The organism is Dyadobacter jiangsuensis (genome assembly GCF_003014695.1).
Classification (GTDB): domain Bacteria; phylum Bacteroidota; class Bacteroidia; order Cytophagales; family Spirosomataceae; genus Dyadobacter; species Dyadobacter jiangsuensis.
In genome coordinates this window covers 385956-409367 of the sequence record NZ_PYAS01000007.1, presented here as the reverse complement: position 1 = coordinate 409367, position 23412 = coordinate 385956, and the positions used below count along the sequence as shown (strand labels likewise).

Annotated in this window: 18 protein-coding genes; 11 read left to right on the top strand and 7 right to left on the bottom strand. The window is 51.1% G+C overall.

The window, feature by feature from the left end:
- The gene (locus CLV60_RS16835) at positions 1 to 2352 is read right to left on the bottom strand and encodes an ABC transporter permease (RefSeq protein WP_106596522.1); all 2352 of its coding nucleotides are present in this window, start codon (positions 2350 to 2352) and stop codon (positions 1 to 3) included.
- Positions 2353 to 2594: 242 nt separating this feature from the next.
- Between CLV60_RS16835 and CLV60_RS16830 the strand changes: the two genes are divergently transcribed.
- The 3 genes from CLV60_RS16830 to CLV60_RS16820 all read left to right on the top strand — a co-directional run bounded on the left by CLV60_RS16830 (position 2595) and on the right by CLV60_RS16820 (position 8255).
- Entirely contained in the window at positions 2595 to 4103 is a 1509-nt protein-coding gene (locus CLV60_RS16830) for a glycosyltransferase family 39 protein (RefSeq protein WP_106596521.1), read from the top strand.
- Between the two features lie 151 nt (positions 4104 to 4254).
- Positions 4255 to 6234: a T9SS type A sorting domain-containing protein gene (locus tag CLV60_RS16825; protein WP_170118792.1), complete on the top strand. Its 1980-nt coding sequence runs from the start codon at positions 4255 to 4257 to the stop codon at positions 6232 to 6234.
- Positions 6235 to 6278: 44 nt separating this feature from the next.
- Positions 6279 to 8255: a T9SS type A sorting domain-containing protein gene (locus tag CLV60_RS16820; RefSeq protein WP_106596519.1), complete on the top strand. Its 1977-nt coding sequence runs from the start codon at positions 6279 to 6281 to the stop codon at positions 8253 to 8255.
- Between the two features lie 4 nt (positions 8256 to 8259).
- Here the strand turns inward: CLV60_RS16820 and CLV60_RS16815 are convergent, their stop codons facing one another.
- A complete protein-coding gene (locus CLV60_RS16815) occupies positions 8260 to 8406 on the bottom strand; it encodes a winged helix-turn-helix transcriptional regulator (RefSeq protein ID WP_229211005.1) in 147 nt (48 codons plus the stop codon).
- A 197-nt stretch (positions 8407 to 8603) separates the two neighbouring features.
- Here CLV60_RS16815 and CLV60_RS16810 point away from each other — a divergent pair, with 197 nt between their 5' ends.
- On the top strand, positions 8604 to 12680 hold the full coding sequence (locus tag CLV60_RS16810) for an FG-GAP-like repeat-containing protein (protein ID WP_229211004.1): 4077 nt from the start codon (positions 8604 to 8606) through the stop codon (positions 12678 to 12680).
- 97 nt (positions 12681 to 12777) lie between these two features.
- Here CLV60_RS16810 and CLV60_RS16805 read toward each other — a convergent pair whose 3' ends face one another.
- A complete protein-coding gene (locus CLV60_RS16805; protein WP_106596517.1) occupies positions 12778 to 13113 on the bottom strand; it encodes a winged helix-turn-helix transcriptional regulator in 336 nt (111 codons plus the stop codon).
- Positions 13114 to 13241: 128 nt separating this feature from the next.
- On the opposite strand from CLV60_RS16805, the gene CLV60_RS16800 reads away from it, so the two are divergent.
- Positions 13242 to 13640: a DoxX family protein gene (locus CLV60_RS16800; RefSeq protein ID WP_106596567.1), complete on the top strand. Its 399-nt coding sequence runs from the start codon at positions 13242 to 13244 to the stop codon at positions 13638 to 13640.
- On the opposite strand, the gene hmpA is transcribed toward CLV60_RS16800, so the two are convergent.
- Positions 13641 to 14843: an NO-inducible flavohemoprotein gene (gene hmpA / locus CLV60_RS16795; RefSeq protein ID WP_106596516.1), complete on the bottom strand. Its 1203-nt coding sequence runs from the start codon at positions 14841 to 14843 to the stop codon at positions 13641 to 13643. It abuts the gene before it with no gap.
- A gap of 55 nt (positions 14844 to 14898) precedes the next feature.
- Complete coding sequence (locus tag CLV60_RS16790; RefSeq protein ID WP_106596515.1) at positions 14899 to 15336, bottom strand: RrF2 family transcriptional regulator; 438 nt, start codon at positions 15334 to 15336, stop codon at positions 14899 to 14901.
- A gap of 190 nt (positions 15337 to 15526) precedes the next feature.
- On the opposite strand from CLV60_RS16790, the gene CLV60_RS16785 reads away from it, so the two are divergent.
- The 5 genes from CLV60_RS16785 to namA all read left to right on the top strand — a co-directional run bounded on the left by CLV60_RS16785 (position 15527) and on the right by namA (position 20623).
- Positions 15527 to 17227 (top strand): T9SS type A sorting domain-containing protein, encoded by a 1701-nt coding sequence (locus CLV60_RS16785; RefSeq protein WP_106596514.1) that lies wholly within the window; start codon positions 15527 to 15529, stop codon positions 17225 to 17227.
- Between the two features lie 137 nt (positions 17228 to 17364).
- Entirely contained in the window at positions 17365 to 17817 is a 453-nt protein-coding gene (locus CLV60_RS16780; protein ID WP_106596513.1) for a carboxymuconolactone decarboxylase family protein, read from the top strand.
- A gap of 67 nt (positions 17818 to 17884) precedes the next feature.
- Positions 17885 to 18220, top strand: a complete 336-nt coding sequence (locus CLV60_RS16775) for a YciI family protein (RefSeq protein ID WP_106596512.1) — start codon at positions 17885 to 17887, stop codon at positions 18218 to 18220.
- A gap of 63 nt (positions 18221 to 18283) precedes the next feature.
- Entirely contained in the window at positions 18284 to 19525 is a 1242-nt protein-coding gene (locus tag CLV60_RS16770) for an RNA polymerase sigma factor (protein ID WP_106596566.1), read from the top strand.
- Positions 19526 to 19558: 33 nt separating this feature from the next.
- A complete protein-coding gene (gene namA, locus CLV60_RS16765) occupies positions 19559 to 20623 on the top strand; it encodes an NADPH dehydrogenase NamA (RefSeq protein ID WP_106596511.1) in 1065 nt (354 codons plus the stop codon).
- Positions 20624 to 20663: 40 nt separating this feature from the next.
- Here the strand turns inward: namA and CLV60_RS16760 are convergent, their stop codons facing one another.
- Positions 20664 to 20879 carry a hypothetical protein gene (locus tag CLV60_RS16760; RefSeq protein ID WP_146151562.1) on the bottom strand — a complete coding sequence of 72 codons (216 nt, stop codon included), beginning with the start codon at positions 20877 to 20879 and terminating at the stop codon, positions 20664 to 20666.
- Between the two features lie 306 nt (positions 20880 to 21185).
- Between CLV60_RS16760 and rpiA the strand changes: the two genes are divergently transcribed.
- A complete protein-coding gene (gene rpiA, locus CLV60_RS16755) occupies positions 21186 to 21866 on the top strand; it encodes a ribose-5-phosphate isomerase RpiA (protein WP_106596509.1) in 681 nt (226 codons plus the stop codon).
- A gap of 113 nt (positions 21867 to 21979) precedes the next feature.
- Here rpiA and CLV60_RS16750 read toward each other — a convergent pair whose 3' ends face one another.
- Positions 21980 to 23401: an efflux transporter outer membrane subunit gene (locus CLV60_RS16750; RefSeq protein WP_106596508.1), complete on the bottom strand. Its 1422-nt coding sequence runs from the start codon at positions 23399 to 23401 to the stop codon at positions 21980 to 21982.
- Positions 23402 to 23412 lie beyond the last annotated feature (11 nt).

Here is a 23412-nt window from a genome sequence, read left to right as displayed (position 1 = left end):
TTATTCGGTTTTGAGCGATTTGACGGGGTCAGTCAGTGCCGCTTTGATACTCTGAAAGCTCACTGTGAGCAATGCAATGCCGGTGGCGATCAGCCCGGCCAGCAGGAATATCTGCCAGGAAAGCTCGGTGTGGTAGGCAAAGTCGTTGAGCCAGCGATCCATTACATACCAGGCCGGCGGCGTGGCCAGCACGATAGCGATTAACACCAATTTGATGAAGTCCCGGGACAAAAGTGTTACCACACTGGCGACATTAGCACCAAGCACCTTTCTGATACCGATTTCTTTGGTGCGCTGCTCGGCCGTGAATGCAGCCAGGCCGAGTAACCCAAGGCAGGAGATTACAATGGCCATAATCCCGAAATAGCGGATAAGCGTGCTCACGATCAGCTCGGAGCGATACATGTTCTCGAAAGACTCGTCCAGGAAATGGTACGTGAAAGGATAGTTCGGGTTGAATGCGTGCGTTACCCGCTCGATATGCGCCAGCGCGCGGGAGGTCTGGCCGGCTTTGATGCGGATCATCATATGCTCGGTATTGAGCCCTTTGTAGTGGACCAGGATCAGCGGCTTGATCGCGGTATGGAAAGAGGTAATATGAAAGTCTTTCATGACTCCTACAATGGTGCCTTTACCCATCCAGAATTTCACTTGCTTTCCCACGGGATCCTGCATTTTCATCATGCGGGCTGCGGCCTCGTTGATGATGTAATTGGTGGTGTCCGCGGCGAATTCTTTGGAGAAATCGCGCCCTCCGGCCATGCTGATGTTCATGGTTTTGGCAAAATCGTAACCCACAAAAGTGGCATATACGGTATTGTCGACGGCCGGGTCGCGGCCGGTCCAGTCGAGATCGCCCGAGTTGCCGTAGATATTGGTCGGGATTTCCCCCACCGTGGTGGCGGCTGATACGGTAGGTGATGCAAGAATTTCCTGGAGGAAGGGTTCCAGCCGGTTGCCCAGCTCTCCTTCCAGCGGGAGGTACACGACATTCTCCTGATCGAGGCCAAGCCGTTTGTTCTGAATGTAATCCATTTGATTGCCAATGACCAACGTGCCGACGATCAGGAAAATGGAGAGGCCGAACTGAAATACGACCAGCCCTTTCCGCAAATGGAGGCTGCCGTTCGAAAAGGTCATTTTGCCTTTCAGGATCCGTACCGGCTGCATAGCCGAGAGGTATAGCGCAGGGTAGCTGCCCGCTACGATGCCGGTAATGAGCGTCAACCCGATGATGGCACCCCAGAGGAACGGGTCGCTCCAATGGAGCTCGATGCTTTTCATCACAATCGTGTTGAATACCGGGAGCACGAGCAACACCAGTAATGTCGCCAATATCGAAGCCAGCGTGCTGACGATCAGTGACTCGCCCAGAAATTGCATGACGAGGAATTTTTTCTCAGCACCCACCACCTTGCGAACCCCTACTTCCCGGGCGCGTTTGAGCGAGCGGGCGGTAGCGAGGTTCATGAAATTCACGCAGGCGATCAGCAGGATGAACACCGCCACGACGGAAAATATACGTACATATTCGATTCGCCCGCCGGAGGGTTTCAGGTTAGCGTACTCCGTGTAGAGATAAGTATCGGCCATTTTTTGCAGCAGCGGAAAAGACGTGAGCTGAGGCGGTGCGGCTTTTTTGATCACCTGGCGCATTACCTTTTCGACTTTCACGGGGTCCGCATTGGGAGCCAGCAATGCATAAGTTTTGAAGCTGGAATTACCCCACCATTTCATCCAGTCGGCCTCCTGCGCTTTGAAATTGACGATCCAGTTGAACCGGACGGTAGAGTTATGCGGAATGTCTTCAAACACGGCGCTGACGATCATGTCCGAAGCATTGTTCAGTTTCAGCGTTTTACCCACCGCGCTGCTTTTTCCGAAATACTTTTCGGCCATTTTGCGGGAGATGGCAATGGACGTCGGCTGTTCGATCGCCTTGCTGGCGGTACCTTCGATGAATGGCGTTTGGAATACCTTAAAAAATCCGCTTGTGGCGTAAATACCGGTTTCTTTGGTGGATTTTTCTCCTACCTGCACCAGCAGCTCGCGCCCAAAAGTGATTTTGGTAATGGCCCTGACGTCGGCTACATTCTTTTCCAGCGCTTCCTGCCATGGTCCCGGTGTAACGTCGCCCACGCCGGTCTGGCCGCGTTCACTATAAGCAGAACGGACGTAATAGATATTTGAGATACCGGGATAGAAGCGGTCGAAGGATAATTCATCTTTGACCCACAGCCAAATCAGCAGACTGCAAGCCATACCCACGGCAAGGCCGAAGATATTGATGAAAGAAAACAGCTTGTTTTTGAGCAGGCTGCGAATGGCGATGTTGAAATAGTTTTGAAGCATGGTAGGCCGGGTTAAGGACAATTAGGGCTCGATTTGCCCATGCTTAAAAACGCGTTCCATGAGTGGATTTTATATATATATTATTGTAAATCAATGATTTGTTGTTTTGGTCGGGACGGCGTTATGTTCGATTTCGGACAGATGCCGGAAGCCGGCGGACAATGCGGTTGTGAAAGTAGGTTTTAGAAAATAAAGTAAATGGCTTAATTACCCATGCTTTTCCAGGCACATCACAAACATATATGAACCAGAGAACCGCCCTGCTGCTGATTTTTATCGCCCTCAAATTCCTGCTCCAATATTTCCTCATCATCCCGGGCTATGACCTCCACCGTGACGAGTACCTGCACCTCGACCAGGGTAATCACCTGGCCTGGGGCTTCGTGTCGGTGCCGCCGGTTACGTCGTGGATCGCCTGGATAATCCGTGCATTGGGTAATGGGGAATGGGCCGTTCGGTTTTTCCCGGCACTGTTCGGGGCGCTGACGCTCCTCGTTGTGTGGAAGAGCGTGGAAAGGCTCGGAGGGAGCTTGTTTGCGTGTGTTCTGGCCGGTTCCTGCGTCTTGTTTTCTGCTTTGCTGCGGTTGAACCAGCTTTTTCAGCCCAATTCCGTCGATGTGCTCTGCTGGACAACGCTCTATTTTTGTCTGATCAGTTATATCAGCACCCGGAAACGGCGGTGGCTTTATGGTTTCGCGATGGCATTTGGCATTGGCTTTTTGAATAAATACAATATCGTGTTTGCTGTCGTGGGGCTGCTGCCTGCCATTCTGCTCACGCCACAACGCAGCCTGCTGCTGAACAAGCACGTTGGTTTTGCCCTGCTGCTCGCCCTGGTGCTCATTTCGCCTAACCTGATCTGGCAGTACCAGAACAACTTTCCCGTTTTTCACCACATGAAACTGCTGGCGGAAACGCAGCTCGTCAACATGAACCGCGCCGATTTTCTGAAAGAGCAATTGCTCTATTTCATGGGTGCCTTGTTTGTGATCGTGGCCGGGCTTTACGGGCTGCTGGCATACAGGCCGTTTACACCCTACCGGTTGTTCTTTTTTGCGATCATTATTACCCTGGCCGTCTTCACGTACCTGCGTGCGAAAGGTTACTATGCCATTGGTATTTACCCTATTTACATCGCATTTGGGGCTGTTTACATTGCAGGGAAAGTCAATGCGGCCTGGTTGCGGGCTGTATTTGTACTGATCCCCGTGGCGCTATTCATTCCGCTGTTCAATGTGGCGTTCCCGAACAAGACCCCGGAACAGATTATTGCCGACCCGGGACCCTATCAAAAACTGGGTATGCTACGCTGGGAGGACGGGAAGGACCATCAGCTACCGCAGGATTTTGCCGATATGCTCGGCTGGCGGGAGCTGGCTGCCAAAGTCGATGCCGCCTACGCCGCTATGCCCGACCGGGCTACAACGCTTGTACTCTGCGACAATTACGGCCAGGCCGGGGCGATCAATTACTACACCAAGGAAGGTGTAAGGGCGGTCACTTTCAATGCGGATTATGTGAACTGGTTCGATCTGAGCAAGCATTACAAGCATCTGATCCGCGTCAAGAACTGGCATGAGCGCGCAGCCGAAATACAGGAAACCGGGCCCCTGTTCGAGACCGGTTTCGCTGCTGATTCTGTGACCAATCGTTACGCGAGGGAATGGGGTACGACCGTTTTCGTTTTTCGCGATGCACGGATCGATATCAACGGGAAAATAGCCGAGGAGATTGAGGAAGAGCGGTGGTAACTTGCTAAAATTCAGTTAAAAATGAGATAAAATGGAAGGTGTTTTCAGGTAGGAATATTGAGGGAAATTGTGTAACTTTATATAGTTATACGGTTACATAATGGTGCAGTTATTGTTAGTTAAAGTTTTCAATTTTTTAAACTTAACTGATGTGAAACCTCCTCTACAAATCTTGCTGAAAATGATCGTTTTTGGGGTCATTTTCCTGGTCAGTCCTTTCACTATTCTTGCTCAAACCTGGAAGCAGGTTATCAAGGTTACAGCATTAAATAACAGCGGAGATTCATCCGCAAGAAGCGCCAACGATTTCTACGGACGCTCTGTCGCAATATCCGGGAACTATGCTATCGTGTCCGCTTATTTTGAAGATGAAGACGGAGACGGCGTAAATACTGTGGGCAATACAGGAGCAGCGTATATTCTTTACAACAATGCCGGAACCTGGATGCAGATCAGGAAGATCACGGCACCTGTTCGTGAAGCGAACGACCTGTTCGGCCACTCGGTATCCATATCCGGCGACTATGCGATCGTGGGCGCGTTGTCGGAAGATGAGGATGCCTCCGAAGCGAACACGGTATCCAACGCCGGTTCAGCCTACATATTTAAGAAAGATCAGGGCGGGCCGGACAATTGGGGGCTGGTAAGGAAAGTCGTCGCACCTGTCCGGGAAGTGGATGACAAATTTGGTTATGCGGTATCAATCAGCGGCGATTATGCCATTGTAGGTGCATATGAAGACGACGAAGACGTCAATGAAACCAATACTTTGGCAGGCTCCGGTTCGGCCTATATTTTTAAAATGGATCAGGGCGGGGCAGATAATTGGGGACTATTGAAAAAAATTACCGCTACCATTCGCGGTACGCAGGACTGGTTCGGTTTTGCCGTAGACATCAAAGGGGATTACATTATTGTAGGTGCACATCTTGAGAAGGAGGACGCGCTGGAAGCCAATACTTTAAATTTCCCCGGTTCAGCATACATCTTCAAGAAGGATTACGGCGGGGTCGATCATTGGGGGCAAGTGAAGAAAATTGTCGCCAGTGACCGCGGTAACAATGATCTTTATGGATGGTCTGTGGCCATCAGCGGAGAATATGCCATTGTAAGTGCTTATGTGGAAGATGAGGATGAATTGGGAGTCAACACCGTATCATCGGCCGGCTCTGCCTATATCTATAAGCGGGATCAGGGAGGGGCCGATAACTGGGGACAGGTACGAAAAATCGTGGAGCCGGTCAGGGCTGAGCAGGATAACTTCGGCGTTTGGGTGGACGTCGAGGGCGATTACGCTGTGGTGGGGGCCTTCATGGAAGACGAGGATGCTTCCGAAGCGAATACGATGGGGAATTCCGGTTCGGTCTACATATTTAAGAAAGATCAGGGAGGAGCAGATAACTGGGGCCTGATGCAAAAAATCACGACCGAGGATAGAAGCGGAGGGGATAATTTTGGTGTTTCACTGGGTATCGATGGCGAGCATATTATCGTAGGTGCGTATGGCGAGGATGATGACGCTGCGGGCGCCAACGCCATCGCAAATGCGGGATCCGCTTATTTTTTCGCGTTAGGTCCTCCGTTACCGGTTACCCTCATTTCTTTTGAAGCGATTAAAAGCGAAAACCAGGCGCTGCTGGACTGGACAACTACCATGGAAAGCAATTCAGCCTATTTCGATATACAGAAAAGTGGGGATGCGCATGCCTGGCAAACAATAGGACGTGTACTGGCGTCCGTTAACAGTGAGCAGCTCAGGTCGTACACTTTTAACGATAACCATGCATTGGATGAGGATTCGCCCGGGGCTGTAAACCTGTACCGCCTCAAAATGGTGGATAGCGACGGCAGTTTTGCTTATAGCAGGATTGTAAGTCTGTCATTGGGTAATGCCCGACGCTCCGTTCTTTACCCTAATCCGGTTTTCTACAAACTATTCTGCAATCCGGCAGATGTGCCGAAAATTGAGTCTGTGACGATAATCAATAGCGTGGGGCAGGTGATGTTGCGGTCTTTTGGAAATTTCAAGGAAGGGATTTCTGTGGATCACCTTAATCCCGGGGCTTACATCGGGCAAATCCGGAACAAGGCCGGTAGCGTGCAGTATCAAAAGATAATTGTAACGCGGTGACTTAAATAATTGGTTGAAGTTTTTAATTTTTAAACTTAACTGATATGAGACCTCCTCTAAAATCCCTATCAAAAATCGTTTTCCTTTACGCCATTTTTCAGACCAGCATGCTGAATGTCTTCGCTCAGAATTGGAACCAGATTAGCAAGGTTACAGCAAAGAACAATGGAGGTTCGTCGGACAGGAGTGCCGAGGACAGCTACGCATATTCAGTAGCGATATCCGGCAGTTATGCTATTGTTGGCGGTATCCGCGAAGATTCGGATGCAAACGGGTTAAATAATCTTTCGGATGCCGGTGCGGCCTATATCCTGTTTAATGATGGGGGTAGTTGGGTTCAGATCAAAAAGATTACGGCCCCTGTCCGGGGCTTCGGAGATGCATTTGGTTTATCCGTAGCCATCGACGGAGACTATGCTGTCGTGGCGGCTTTTCTTGAAGATGAAGACGCTGCCGAGAGCAATTCGGTTCAGGATGCGGGCTCCACTTATATATTTAAAAAAGATCAGGGCGGAACCGATAACTGGGGAATGGTAAAAAAGATAACAGCCCCCGCCCGGAATGTGGCCGACCAGTTTGGGTCTTCGGTATCCGTAAGCGGTGAATACATTATCGTGGGCGCTTTCAATGAAGACGAAGACGCGGATGAGCTCAATTCTTTAAATGACGCGGGTTCTGCGTACATATTTGGAAAGGATCAGGGAGGTACAGAGAACTGGGGACTTGTCAAAAAAATAGTCGCCGGGACCCGCGCGGCTGACGACTGGTTTGGGTATTCGGTATCCATCCACGGTGATTACGCTGTTGTAGGTGCTTACCGGGAAGATGAGGACATGCTTGAAGCGAACACGTTAAGTGCGGCGGGCGCCGCTTATGTTTTCGGGAAGGATCAGGGTGGGGCTGATAATTGGGGACTGGTAAAAAAGCTCACCGCTGCTGTACGAGCTGCCAACGATAATTTTGGCAGTTCGGTGTCCGTCAATGGTGATTATCTTATCGTTGGAGCTCCTTCGGAAAGTGAGGACGCATCGGAGGCCAATTCACTCAGCCTGGCGGGTGCCGCTTATATTTTCAAAAAAGACCAGGGAGGAACCGGCAATTGGGGGCAATTTAAAAAGATCGTTCCGGCCATTCGTGCCGCGGACGACTATTTCGGGTTTTCAGTATCTATTAGCGATTCATATGCAATCGTTGGCGCCCAGGGAGAAAGCGAGGATGCGTCGGAAGCCAATACCTTGAACCGTGCCGGAGGTGCCTATGTATTTCGAAAAGATCAGGGCGGATCGGACAACTGGGGGCAAGAGCAGAAAATCGTTGCAGCCGCACGCGCTGTGAGCGACGATTTTGGTATTTCCGTAGCCACTGACGGTGCGTTCGCGATAGTAGGCGCCTGGCAAGAGGACGAAGACGCGCTCGATGCCAACACGCTATCGAATACGGGATCCGCCTATATTTTTCACACAAACGGTCCGCTGCCCGTCACACTTGCTGACTTCCAAGCCGTCGAAAACGAAAATCAGGCGCTACTAAGCTGGACAACCACCATGGAAACCAACTCAGCCTATTTCGATATTCAAAAAAGTGGGGATGCGCATGCCTGGCAAACGATAGGACGTGTACTGGCGTCCGTTAACAGTGAGCAGCTCAGGTCGTATTCTTTTGTAGATAGCCATCCCTTTGACGGAGATTCGCCCGGAGCCGTAAACCTGTATCGACTTAAAATGGCGGATATCGACGGCAGTTTTTCTTACAGCAGGATTGTTAGCCTGTCATTGGGTAATGCCCGGCGCGCTGTTCTTTACCCTAATCCGGTTTCGTACAAACTATTCTGCAATCCCGCAGATGTGCCGAAAATTGAATCCGTCACGATGATGAATAGCGCGGGACAGATCGTGTCGCAGTCGTCTGAAAATTTGAAAGCGGGTATTTCCGTAGATCGCCTTACGCCCGGGATTTACGTGGGGCAAATCAGGCACAAGGCAGGAACGGTTCAATACCAGAAGATCGTGGTAGTGCGATAACCCGCTATCCGATGATTTTCGCCCGGTGTGCCAAACCCCAGTAATGCAATTCTTCCAGCACCTTTTCGAGCGAGGCTCCATGCTCGGTGATGGAATATTCGACGGTCGGCGGGAAAGTATCGAAAACCCGCCGATTGATCAGCTGGTTCATTATGGTTTTCGGCGTACTTCCCGCGTGGGTAGCGTGGGGGAGGCAGGAGGGGCCTGCCTCCTTTTGCTAATTTTGCTTCCGAAGGAACATTGATTTTCTGCCGATCGGACATTGTTTTCTTTTTTCTAACCTGCTCGTTATCAACTTGTAGTTGCTATCGAAGCAAATGTCCCTTCAAATCAAAACCGGATAAGTCAATGAAAAAACACTACACTATCATCGGGGGCGCGGCAGTAATGGCCGTTCTTGCGATCCTTCTGGTTCTGGCCTCCACAACCCGCAACCGCGAGAAACAAGTGCCTTCCATTGGGTCTGCTATAACGAAGCCGTCATTAACGAATAGTCCGACGACCGGCACGTTAACCAGGATTCAAAACGAAATCGCCAAACGGGAGTACCACATTACCTACGATTCGGCTCATCATGCACTGCAGAGTCCCAACCGAGAGAATAATCTTCGGGCTTATTATCGCCCCGGAAAACTGACCGTTCAGAACCGCATTGATTCGACCGGCCAGGATTTCCGGATGGAACTGGTTAATGAAGGAGTTTATGCCGATGGCATTTTGTTAGTCGAAGCCGAACCTGATGCCGTCACAAACAACAGCGATGATACGCTCAGGATTATACACAGTGGCTTCGCAGAAGAATTCATTAATAACGAGGCAGGTATCCGGCAAAACTTCATCGTTACCCAAGCCCCCGCACATACGGAGCGGTTGTCTGTGCGCCTGTCGGTTCATGGTTTGCATGTACGGCAGCAGGACGACAGCGAATTAGTATTTTATTCCAACAACGGAGGCAAGAAAATCGAGCACCTCACATACAGCGACCTAAAATGCTGGGATGCAGATGGCAAGCCACTTACCGCCGACTTAACAATTTCGGGACAACAAATTGAACTCAACGTCGACGTAGCGAATGCAGCCTATCCCGTAACCATCGACCCGATCATCGCCAACGGCAACCCGGCCAACGCCGACAAAACACTGGAAATCAACCAAAGCTATGCCTGGCTGGGCTTTTCGGTATCTACTGCAGGTGACGTAAATGGTGACGGTTACAGCGATGTCCTGATAGGTGCGCCTAAATACGACAACGGGCAGGCCGACGAGGGAGCGGCTTTCCTCTACCCGGGTACGGCCAGCGGCATCAGCCTGGCGGCGACGGTGCTGGAATGCAATCAGGCCAATTCGCAAATGGGTTACTCGGTGAGCAAGGCCGGGGATATTAACAAAGATGGCTTTTCGGATATTATGGTGGGAGTACCCTATTATGATGTATCCGCGTCGAATGAAGGTGTCGTCATGATTTACAAAGGTTCCGCGGGTGGGTTGGTCACCAACAGCCCTGTTATATTCAAACTCGACCAGGCCGAAGCTAATTTGGGCATTTCCGTTGCTATGGCCGGGGATGTTAACGGCGATGGCTACTCCGATATGCTCGCAGGCGCCCACCAGTTTGATAATGACCAGGCCAATGAAGGTGTTGGTGTAGTCATTCTTGGCGCGCCCAGTGGATTAGGATTGGTGCTCTTTTTGGAATGTAACCAACCAGGCGCTATGATGGGCTTTGCGGTGGCTGGCGCGGGTGATGTGGACGGCGACGGGTTCAGCGACGTGATGGCCGGAGCGCGGCTTTACAGCAACGGGCAAGCGCTGGAAGGCGCTGCATTTGTTTTCAAAGGCTCGCCAGCTTACGGGGTAGTAACAGCTAACCCGACAATCATTGAAAGCAACCAGATCGATGCCCGCCTCGGGCACGCCCTTTCATCGGCAGGTGATGTAAATGGCGACGGTTTCTCGGACATCGCCCTCGGCGCATATCAATATGACAAAGGCAGCAGTAACGAAGGTGCCGTCATGATCCACTATGGTTCTGTCAATGGCATTAATACTGTTCCTTCGCTCACATTGGAAAGCGACCAGACCGAAGCGCAATTCGGTATCTCCGTCGCTTGCGCGGGCGATGTAAATGCGGACGGCTATGCAGACTTGATCGTCGGAGCGCGGTATTTCGACAAAGGGCAGAACAACGAAGGGGCGGCATTCATCTATGAGGGATCGAAAGATGGTTTAAGCGCGACGCCTGTTTCAACGCTGGAAAGCAATCAGGGTGACGCGTGGCTCGGCAGCGCGGTGGCACCAGCCGGTGATGTGAATGGGGATGGGTTTAGTGACGTGCTGGTGGGGAGCTATGCATTTGATCACGGGCAGAAGGATGAGGGGAGTGTGTTTGTTTGGATGGGAGAAGCGTCCGATGTAACCGGGGGATCTCCTACTATAATAAAATACGATACTACGATGCCCGCTTATGGGTATTCAATTTCGTCAGCGGGAGACGTTAACGGCGACGGATTTGATGACATTATTGTAGGAGCACACTCCTATGATAATGGGCAAAATAACGAAGGCGCTGCATTCATTTATTACGGTGGCCCGACGGGTTTAGATTTAAACTCCTTCAAAATAATGGAAAGTAACATTCCCGGGGCAAACTTTGGCATTTCCGTATCCAGCGCTGGCGACGTAAACGGAGACGGATATGCGGACGTCGCTATCGGAGCAACTGGATTCAGCAATGGAGAAACCTTTGAAGGTGGTGTTTTTATTTATCACGGTTCCACTTCAGGACTTACAAACAACCCGACCAAAATACTGGAAAGTAACGTAATAAACGGGTACATGGGATTTACTGTTACCAACGCAGGAGACGTCAATGGCGATGGATACGGAGACATTGCTGTCGGATCCCCCAAATATAGCGATGGGCAGCTAGACGAAGGAAAATTCTATTTGTTTTATGGCTCATTGAACGGACTCAATAATCAGTACTTCACGAGTCATGAAAGCAATCAAACTGACACGCATTTGGGCAGTTCTATTGCGTCAATCGGGGACTTGAATAGTGACGGTTACGATGACATCATCGTAGGAGCAATTTCGTTTGGTGACGATGACAGAGGCGCAGCCACAATATTCTTTGGCGCTTCATCAGGGTTAAACATCAATGCGCCACAAGCGATAACCGGAAAGAACGCACAAGAGGGTTTTGGTTCAGATGTTTCAACTGGGGGTGACATCAATGGTGATGGGTATCAAGATATAGTTGTAGGAGCCCCAGGCTACGACAATGGGGATGGCGCAGTTTATCTGTTTTACGGATCTAGTACCGGCATCAACGTCTCCCAAGCCGTTGTTTTGAAAGGCAATCAATTCAACACCGCCGCAAATATGGGACAATCTGTCGCCTCCGCTGGAGATGTCAACGGTGATGGCTATTCAGACATAGTTGTTGGCGTTCCTTGGTATATTGATCCTATTGCAGCAAGTATGACCGGAGAAACACTAGTTTTTTTGGGAAATGCAAACGGTACAAATTTGCCTTCTCTAACGATCCCAAGCGACAAATCTGACAGTTACGATTTCCTGGGATGGTCTGTATCTGGCGCGGGCGATGTGAACGGTGATGGCTACTCCGACATAATAACTTCAGCACCCAACTTCGATCCAGCTCAAAACGATAAGGACGCTGTGTTTTTGTACTATGGAAACCCGTTGGGTGGTACCCGCAACAACCTCCGCCTCTACAACACCGAGCTCACCACCCCCATCAACCACGCCCAATTCCCGCAAAATAATTTCGGCGCAGGCCTGTTCTCTAAATCCTTCACCGGCCGAAACAAAGGCAAGCTAGTCTGGGAAACCCGGCCAACAGGGCAGGGCTTTTCCAAAGGCAGTAACAACCGCATCACCAACAGCACGCAATCAACGGGCTCGCAAAATGCCTATTCCAACCTGGGGACGGCTGGTTTGGAACTGAAAAATGTGATTGACAAGCAAGGGCCGGGCACGAAGGTGCGGGTGCGGGTTAAGTATGATCCTGTTTTGGCATTGACCGGACAGTCGTACGGGCCATGGCGGTATTTGCCGGCTTACCTGATGGGCAATAGCACGGCACCCGTGCCGGAAGAAGTGGCGAATGATTTGTCCGGGACGATCCAAAAGAAACCGATGCATTTGGATGAGGGGGAGGCATTGGAACTTGCCACGATTTATCCTAATCCCGTTTCCAACCGGTTAAATATCGACTTCAAAGACAAGGGGCAGGTGCAGAATTTAAAAATCCTCACAGCAGCCGGGTCGGTAGTGTATCAATCGAACGGGTTCCAGTCATTTGTAGATGTGACCCAATTCGCCGAAGGTGCTTACTTTCTGATCATCACAAAAGCGGATGGTTCTTTAATTTCTCGTAAGATATTGATAATTAGGTAGTTGTATTGATTTAAAGGCGGTGTGCCAGACTCGTAAACAGGGTTTAGAGATAAGGCAAAAGGCGTTCGCGGGTAGCTCGTGAACGCCTCTTTATTTGCTAACCAATAATCTTCGCCCGGTGTGCCAAACCCCAGTAATGCAATTCTTCCAGCACCTTTTCGAGCGAGGCTCCATGCTCGGTGATGGAATATTCGACGGTCGGCGGGAAAGTATCGAAAACCCGCCGATTGATCAGCTGGTTCATTTCCAATGCTTTCAGTTCTTTGGATAAAACCTTGTCGGTAATGCCGCTGACTTCGGCGGAGAGCTGTTTAAATCGCCTGGGCCCGGATGACAGTGCGAAGAGTATCAGCAATTTCCATCGCCCTTCCAGCGCTTCGAGCGCGTCGCGGATCGATAAGGCAGTTTTGGGGCAGCCGTTTCCTGTCAGCATTTTCAAATATTGGATAAATGTCGGTTTCTCTGTTACTACCCGATTGGATAGTACTGTCCGATCGGGAAAGTACTATCGAACGGATAGCGAAGGTAAATACTTTTGCTTCCTCACAAAATATCATTTTTATGGCAATCAGGAAATTTTCGAGGTGGCTGCATACCGCATTGTGGCTGACGCAGGTACTGTTATCGGTTACGCTCGTTTGGGCTGCGTGGATGAAACTGTTTCAACCTGCAGAAGCACTTTCAGCCACGTGGCCGTGGACGGGGCAGGTACCGCCGCTGCTGGTGAAGCTGACAGGCATTGCCGATTTGCTGGCAGGCATCGGCCTGATACTACCCGCGTGGACTAACATCCGGCCTGGGTTAACCTTTTTCGCGGCAGCGGGCGTGGTCTTGCTCATGGTTTGTGCCATGGTATTTCACCTTTCGAGGGGCGAATCGCCGGTGTTCAACATTGTTTTCGGCGCACTTGCCGCGTGGATAGCGTGGGGGAGGCGGGAGGGGGCCGCCTCCCTTTGTTGATTAGTTAACCGACAACGAAAGCGGCCCGAATTCTTCAAAATGGATATTCGATTGCTCGATGCCGCGGTCGATCAGGTAGCGGTAATGCTGGCGGATGAACGGGCCGGGGCCGCAGATGTAGTATTTGGCGTCGGGACGCAGCGCCTCTGCGGGAAGCTGATCGAGGGATACCCAGCCGAGGTATTCGTTCGCGGCCAGCTTTTCGGCGGAATCGTAGAAGAAATGTTTTTCGACGTTGGCCACGGCTTCGGAAATGGCATGCAAGTCGGCCTTGAAGGCATGAACCTGTTCGTTGCGGCACCCATGTACCCACGTGATGGGCGCGGTCGCGTCGGTGCGTACGAGGGTTTCGAGCATGGAGATTAATGGGGTCTGGCCCACGCCCCCGCTGATAAATACCTGTGGTGTTCCGTCCTCGGCCTGCAACGTGAAATTGCCGGATGGCGCTGAGAGGTCGACGATGTCGCCGGGTTCGACGAAATCGTGCAGGCGGTTGCTGATCATGCCGTCGGGGTGCCGGCTTCCGGCTTCACGTTTCACGGAAATGCGGTAGTACTCGCCATTCGGCGCGCTCGAAAGGCTGTATTGCCGCGGCTGTTGCAGGTTGATTTCGGGCAGGAACAAGCGAATGCTGATGTACTGACCCGGTTTGAAATCTGCCACCGCGCCGCCATCGACGGGGTGGAGGTAAAAGGAAGTGATCTCATCCGACTCCTTTACTTTTTTGCGCACCACAAATGGCCGCCAGCCCGACCAGCCGCCCGGCAGGCTCACTTTTTCGTCGTACAGCTTTTGCTCGTGGCCGCTCATTAATGCCGCCAGTTGATTGTAGGCGACCGTCCAGGCGTCGAGCAGCTCGGGCGTCGCCGCCTCGCCGAGTACTTCGGCAATGGAGGCGATGAGGTGCCGGCCCACGATCGCGTAATGCTCCGGACGTATGTGCAGGCTCGCATGCTTGTGCCCGATCGTGTCGACGACCGGTAGCAGCACCGACGGATCTTCGATATGCTCCGCATAGGCCAATACGGCCATGGCGAGGGCGGTTTGCTGGCGTTTGTTTTGCTGGTTACCCATGTTGAAAAGGTGCTTCAACTCCGGGTTATGCGTGAACATCCGGTTGTAAAAGTGGGTCGTAAGCAGCACGCCGTGTTCTTTCAGGATGGGTACTGTGGCTTTTACGAGTTCTTTTTGTAGTGGGGACATGAATTTGAAGTTTAAAATAAAGGACATTTTTGTCCTTTATTTGGGTAAAAAAATATTACTTGTTCAGGGTAAGCTGCCCGGTGAGGAGCCCTTCGTTGAACTTGCCGATGGAAGTGTTTTGCAGCATGACCACAATCTGGCTCCTGATGTTCTTGAAATCGTTGTGCAGCGGGCACGGATTGGCCTCCGAGCAATAGCTGAGGCCCATTCCGCAGCCGGTGAAAATGCTGTCGCCTTCAATGGCTTGTACAATGTCGGCCAGGGGACGCTGCAAACCTCCGGAATCCACATAAAACCCCCCATTGGGACCTTTCGAGGACAGGATAAGCCCGTCTTTACTCAGCTTTTGCAGGATTTTGGCCAGGAATGGTTCAGGTGAGTTGATATGCACGGCGATTTCGCGGATGCCGACCTTCTGGCCTTCCTCCGACTTTTGAGCAATGTAAAACACCGCCCGCATCGCATACTCGCATGTTTTTGAGAATATTCCCATGGGTTGATTCAGGCATTTCGCCGCTTACCTGGTGCAAAGATAATAGGTGATTGTAAATAAAAGAGTTTTTTATCTTTTATTATTTGTGCGTTTTTTTTACAACTGGAAATTTTACTATTTGATAATGGATATTCCCTAATCAATCAGCTATATTCATACTCCATATTCTCAACGTTAATCATTACTACTCATGAAAACAGCTCTATGCAAGTTTTTGCAGGTTTGCCTGCTCATTTCCCTCGCTTTTTCCGCGCTGAAAGCCCAAACATGCTCCTTTACAGATCTGCGCCTGAACTCCCAAGCGGCGGTTAACTCATTCAGCTCTTCCTGTAAGACGATTAGTGGAGATATTACTGTTTCAGGGACGGACATTACAGATCTCAGCCCTTTGCAGAATATCGAAACAATGAATGGGAAGCTGACCATCCAAAACAATCCGGCTCTTTCCAGCCTCAACGGACTGAGGAACCTGGCTACGGCGCAGCATCTGCTGATATACTATAATGACCTGCTGACCGATCTGACCGGGTTGGAGAAATTGAAGTCGATCTGGGGGACGACTCACATCCGGTACAATAAGGGGCTGGTCAATCTGAAAGGCTTGGATAGCCTGGTCAATGCCAATACATTTTACATTACCAACAACGACTCACTGAAAAGTTTGTCTGGATTGGGCAGCCTGGAAACGGTAAGCGATATTTTGGCGATAGGTTCGAACAAGAGCCTGGCGAGCCTGAATGGACTTACGAAACTAAACGCTGTTAGCCGGATTAATATCGGGGAAAACGATGCATTGACGGATCTCTCGGGATTGGAGAAACTGACGTCAGTCAGCTACCAGATGCATGTCACTTATAACAAAAACCTGACGAGCCTGAATGGCCTGACGAGCCTCAATTATCTAAGTGAGGCGTACATAGGTAACAACGACCGTTTGCCCGACTTATCCGGATTGGAAAACGTGAGGTCTGTTTACTGGCTTGTGATAGGCAGTAACAACAGTCTTACCAGCCTCACGGGATTGCACAACCTCCTTTCGGCAACCAATTTTATCATTCGCGGCAATGCGTTGCTGACCGATTTGTCGGGATTAGATGGCCTTACCAACGTCGGCTGGTTGCAGATCAGCGATAACCCGGCATTGACAAGCCTTTCGGGCCTGGGCACGGGTACGAATGCCGGACGGACGAGCGCCAACGAAAGGGTGGCCGCCCTTACATTAGGCGGGTTGGTGATCAGGGGTAATGCTCTATTGACCAGCTGCTCCATTGCCGCCGTGTGTGATTTTGTGAATACCAACACGGCCACCATTAGTGGAAATGGTGCCGGCTGCGATAGCCAGGCTGCGGTTCAGGTGGGCTGTTCCGCACTGCCGGTGACGCTTTCCCGTTTTACGGCTGATGCGGAGGCTGGAACTGCTATTTTGCGATGGACCACGACCGAGGAACGCGATGCCGCTGTTTTTGAAGTGGAGCATAGCCTCGATGCCCGGGCCTGGTACAAAGCTGGGGAGCAGGACGCGACCGGTGAAAGTAACGCCGTGGTGCATTATCAATGGGTACATCCGACTCCCGCGAATGGGCAGAATTATTATCGCCTTAAAATGAAAGACCTGGATGGTTCCTATTCTTACAGCCAGATTGCGAGTCTCAGATTTGATGGCAAAGCTCCCGCGTCTGTCTATCCAAATCCGGTTTCAGATGTGCTGATTATTGAAAATAGCAAAGAAATTGTCTTGTTCAGGATTATCAATACGGAAGGCAGGAAGGTGTATGAGGCTGCCAGGGTACCCGATGCCGTTCCGGTGAAAGGCTTGGCTGCGGGTAGTTACCAGGTTCAGATTACGAGGAAGAATGGATTGGTGCAAAAACAGCGCATTGCTATTTTGTGATTTAAATAATTGATTGTGAATTGCTTTCTCCGGCTGCGTTAACGGCCGGAGATTTTTTTTAAAATTTTTCCCAATTCCTGTCCAGATCTGAAAACCCGGTTGTCATTAGGTTTTTTAACTCAAAAAAATCTCAAAAAATGGAAACCAGACTTAATTTCTTCGAAAAAGGACAAAATGCAGCGAAACCACTTTTTAACCTGAATGGCTATATCAAAAAATCAACGCTCGGCCGCCAGTTGGTGGAGCTGATCGACTTTCGCGTATCTCAGATCAATGGCTGCGCGTATTGCCTGGATATGCATTCCAAAGAGCTGCGGGCGATGGGCGAAACCGAGCAACGCCTGTACGGCATGAGCGCATGGCGGGAAGCACCCTACTATACCGACCGCGAGCGCGCTGCGTTTACATGGGCCGAAGCTGTGAATGCCCTGCACGTAACCGACGAAGTGTACAGCGTAGTTGCATCGCAATTTACCGAAGAGGAAATTGTGGACCTGACGATGGTGGTTTCGGCGATCAGAAGCTGGAACAGCATCAACATCGCATTCCCCGCGGGAATCGGAACTTACCGTGTCGGCCAGTTCGGTTGATTTTGCCCAAAACTGATTAGCTTTCGCATTCAGACACATCAGACACTTTAAAAAACATTACCGCATTATGGATGAATTCTTGTTGGTATTCCGGGCCGATTTCACGAATAAGGAAAATCAGCCGTCTCCAGAGCAGTTGCAGGCGCATTTCGAGAAGTGGCATGCGTGGTACGATAAAATGAATGCTGAAGGCCGCATCGTCGTCCGCAGGCGGTGGGACAGGGAAGGCCTGGTGGTGAATGCTCAGAAGACGGTGCTTAATGGCCCGTATGCCGAAATCAAGGAGACGATCGGCGGGGCCGTGATCATCCGCGCGACGGATTATGACGAGGCGGCCGAGCTCGCGAAAACGGTACCGATCCTGGAATTTGGTGGGAATGTGGAAATCCGGAAGGCGCTCTGATTGCAGTTTGCGGATCCTTTTTGATATTTGCGAGGTCCGGCTTTCCCGCCGGACCTTACTTTCATGGAGGAAAAAGAGCTGCTGCCACACCTTTTCAGGACCGAATACCGCAAGCTGGTTGCCGTGCTGTGCTACCTTTTCGGGATAGAGCACGTCGAGATTGCAGAGGACATTGCGAGCGACACATTTCTGGCCGCTGCCGAAACCTGGGCCATCAAGGGCGTTCCTGAAAACCCGGCCGCGTGGCTGTACACCGTGGCCAAAAACCGGACGAAAAATCATTTGAAACGCAATTCGCTGTTTGAACAAAAAGTGGCGGCGGAGATTCGCCATGCATCGGACGAAGAGGCGGAAATAGAGATCGATATGTCGCCCAGGAATATCACGGACAGCCAGCTGGCAATGATTTTCGCGGTTTGCAACCCGTTGATCCCGGCCGATTCGCAGGTAGCGCTCGCGCTGAACCTGCTTTGCGGCTTTGGCGTGCAGGAGATCGCGGATGCGTTTTTGCTCAATAAGGAAGTTGTCTACAAGCGCATCCAGCGTGCGAAGGAGAAGCTGAAAGAAGGGAATATCAGCATCGCACAGCCCAACGTGACCGAGATCGGTGCGCGGCTGGAAACCGTATTGACGACCATTTATCTGCTCTATTCCGAAGGCTACTATTCCATTTCCCAGAATACCACATTACGCAAGGAACTTTGCGCGGAGGCGATGCGGCTCAATTTCCTTTTAATGGAAAACGAACTCACCGACCGCCCCGAGGTGAGTGCATTATTGTCGCTGATGTGCTTCCATTCGTCGCGTTTCGAAGCCCGTACGAACCAGAATGGCGAAATGGTATTGTATGAAGACCAGGACGAATCGCTCTGGAACCGGGAGCTGATCGAGCGAGGGACCTATTACCTCAGTCGGGCTTCCACCGGTGAAAAACTCAGCCGCTATCACCTCGAAGCCGGCATTGCATATTGGCATACCTACAAGGAAGATTCGCCGGAAAAGTGGGAGGGTATTCTTGATTTGTACGATCATTTACTGGCCATTGAATATTCGCCCGTTGCCGCGTTGAACCGCATTTATGCCCTCGCCAAAGTGCACGGAAAGGAAGCCGCGATCGCCGAAGCGCTGCATTTGAACCTCACCGGCAACCATTTCTATTATTCGCTGCTCGGGAATCTATACACCGGCATCGACACTGCGCAGGCTGCGGCGCATTATGAAACGGCGATCAAGCTCGCGCATTCGGAATCCGACAAGGCAATCCTGTTCAGGAATATCGCACGTTTGCAGGATAATGTGGGTTGATATCCTATATTAGGCCAATCTAATCTTGCAGACATGTCAAAGCTATTTTCACCTGTTACTATTAAAAGTGTCCAGTTTAAAAACCGGATTGTCGTTTCACCCATGTGCCAGTACTCGTCCGTCGATGGTTTCGCCACCGACTGGCACCTCGTCCACCTGGGCAGTCGCGCTGTGGGTGGAGCGGGGCTGATCATCACAGAAGCGACCGGCGTGTCGCCCGAGGGCCGGATTTCGTCCGAGGATCTGGGTATCTGGAAGGACGAGCATATCGAAAAACTTTCGCAAATCACCGCATTCATCAGCGCGCAGGGATGCGTGCCGGGTGTGCAGCTAGCGCACGCGGGCAGGAAGGCCAGCACGGCAGTTCCCTGGAAAGGTCGCGCCGAAGTGCCTCAAAGCCAGGGAGGATGGCAGACAGTAGCGCCATCGGCTGTTCCATTTTCCGGTACCTACCCAAAACCTGTTGCGTTAGACCTGGCCGGCATCGATAAAGTTGTTTCCGATTTTACCGCAGCGGCCAAACGCGCATTGCAGGCTGGTTTCAAAGTAATCGAAATCCACGCGGCGCACGGTTACCTGGTGCACCAGTTCCTGTCGCCGCTCAGTAACCACCGCACCGACGAATATGGCGGGAGTTTTGAGAACCGCATTCGCCTGCTGCTGCGCATTATCGAGGGTATCCAAACAGTATGGCCAGCAGATCTTCCGCTATTCACCCGCATTTCTGCTACGGACTGGGCCGAAGGCGGTTGGAATGCCGATGAATCGGTGCAACTCGCACATATTCTCAAAGAAAAAGGGATAGACCTGATCGACGTGTCGACCGGTGGATTGGCGGCGCATCAACAAATTCCGGTCGGTCCGGCTTACCAATTGCCATTCGCCTCGCGCATTAAACGCGAAACCGGAATTTTGACGGGTACAGTGGGCATGATCACCAATTCGATCCAGGCGGAGACCATTCTCGTGAATGGCGACGCGGATATGGTGATCATGGCACGGGAGATTTTGCGGAATCCCTACTTCCCGCTGGAAGCGGCGCGGGATTTGAAAGAAAGCATTGCGTGGCCGGTGCAATATGAGCGCGGGAAATGGTGAAAGGTACCTTTGCCGCATTGATCATTTTCCGGCCACTGCCTCACGCGTAAGCCAGCTTGCTCAGGATCGGCGAATTATCGATGATGGGCCTCATCCGAAGATCGGACGCAATTTCGATGTAGGACATTACACGAATATCTTCGTGACCCGGATAAAATTCCCGAAAATCGCTGATCAGCGTCTCTTCGGAGAAAAGTCTTTTTGCTTCGAAACTGTACGAGTTGGTTAAAATTACCCCATCTTTTTTCGCAGACATGGTAAGCATATATTTGGGCATAAGGCTGTTGTTATGAGTGGTTTATCTGAAAATACGTTCTGGTAACCAGCAAAAGGTCTTCCTTTGCTGGTTACTATGCAAAAACCTTGCCGCGTGAATGGCTTTTGTGGATAGGGGGATCGGAGCGAGCAAATTATTCAGGCAAGATCGGAGCTTTGTAAATAGTACTCCCAAACTTGTGTTTTCAGCTATTCTTAGCATAGTGCTTGGTCTGATGCTAATTTGGGAAACATTCTCAGATTGACGGGCCGGGAAGAAGCGGATCATCAGAATTTAGAATCAAAAATGAAAGACCTGAAAAACGAAAAAATACTAGCCGCGAAAGAGGCGGTCAAATACCTTTCCACTGGCCAGATCGTGGGCCTCGGCTCCGGCAGCTCGGCTTATATTGCCATTGCCGAAATCGGGGAATTGGTGAAAAATGGGCTGGATATCAAAGGTGTACCCACTTCCGAAAAGACGCGTGAACTGGCCGAGTCGTTGAATATTCCTTTGCTGAAAATCGAAGACGTGGATTCGATCGATATTACGATCGATGGCGCCGATGAGTTTACTGCCGATTTGCAGCTGATCAAGGGCGGCGGCAGTTTTTTACTGAAAGAGAAGGTAGTCGCTTCGCTCTCGAAGCAGGAAATTATTATCACGGATTCTACCAAAAAAGTCGAGTTCCTGGGCAAGTTTACAGTGCCTGTTGAAGTGATTCCTTACGCGCAGAACTATGTGTTGGCTCAGATTAAGAAGTTAAACGGGACAGGTAAAATCCGGGAGGTGGATGGCAAGCCATTGATTACCGAGCAGGGTAATGTGCTGATCGACGGGGATTTCGGGCTGATACAAGATCCGGCTGGACTGGCTGACCAGCTAACCCGCATTGTCGGCGTCGTGGAGCATGGATTGTTTATCAATATCGCTACACGCGTGATCATGGGTGTGGGTGATAGTACCGAATCATTTACGAAGCTCTGAAAGACATTTAGTGTAAAATACAAAAGCCGTCGGATCGAGTCCAACGGCTTTTTGTGCTTAACTACACTTAACAAAGACGCTAACCATAGTGTATGTAGGTCTGATTGGAATGCTTATTTCCAGCCGCCGCCCAGACTGCGGTAGAGGTCTACGCGCGCTACGAGCGACTGGCTGCGGATAAATGCGAGGTTGAGCTCGGCCTGCAATGCATTGCCTTGCGCCGTGATCACTTCCAGGTAGTTGGCCATATCGCTCTGGTAAAGGAGCTGCGCATTCGAAATGGCCTGAGTAAGGATGTTCACCTGATTGCTGGCGATGGCTTCCTGTTCTTTCAACTTCTGGGTCTGAACCAGTGAGTTGGAAACTTCACCCACCGCATTCAAAACCGACTGGCGGAATTCGAGTACCGATTGTTCCCGTTCGATTTTGGCTACTTCCAGGTTGGTTTTCAACTGGCGTCTGGCGAAAATGGGCCGGGCAATGGTACCTGCCGCGATGCCGAACAACGAACCCGGAATGTTGAACCAGTTGCTCGATTTGAACGATTCGATACCCCCGCTTGCGGAAATAATGAGCGATGGGTACATGCTCGCCTGGGCTACACCTAGTTGGGCGTTCGCTATGAGCACCGACATTTCGGCTGCGCGCACATCCGGGCGACGACTTACCAATGCTGCCGGAACGCCGGTGGCGAGGCTGTCGTTCGCTTTGAAATCCGCGAGTTTTACCTTGCGATCGATCGCATTGGGCATTTGGCCGGTCAGGACTTGCAATGCATTTTCCTGAATGGTAATGTCCTGTTCGAGTTGTGGAATAAGCAACGCAATGGCCTCGCGCTGCGCTTCCGATTGCTGTACCGAGAGCGACGTTACTTCGCCGGCGTCTTTCAGCAGGGTGGTCAATTTTAAGGTATTGTTGCTCAGTTCGAGGTTGTGTTTGGCTACTTCGAGCTGTTTGTCGAGCATAAGCAGGTTGAAGAACCCTCTTGCAATGTCGGCTACCAGGCGCGTTTGTACGGCTTTGGTCGCTTCATAGGTTTGCAGGTACTGGCCCATAGTTGCCTGCTGCTGGCGACGGATCTTGCCCCAGATATCGGCTTCCCATGACAGGTCTACCGCTGCAATGTAGTTTTCGATGTGTTTCGCACCGAGGAAGCTGCTCGCGCTGATCCCGTTCAAACTATTGCTCGAAGGGCGGTTGTACGTGCCTGCAATGCGCAGGTCCAGGCGGGGGAGTTGCAGCATTTTGGCCTGTTTCACCTGCTGCTGCGCAATGTCGATGCGTTTCAGCGCGATTTGCAGGTCATAATTATAGGTAATGCCGCGCTCGATAAGCCGTTGCAGCGTCGTATCGGGGAAGAATTCCTTCCAGCCCATATCCGCAATGGTAGCGGTGTCGCCGAAAGGCACGCTGCGGTATTCGGTGGGCAGTGCCAGTTCCGGGCGCTGGTAATCCTTGCTCACCTTGCAAGAGGCAAGCAGGGTTACCAACGTAATCAGAACGGGTATTTGCGTTAATCTGAATGTATTTTTCATGATGTTAATCT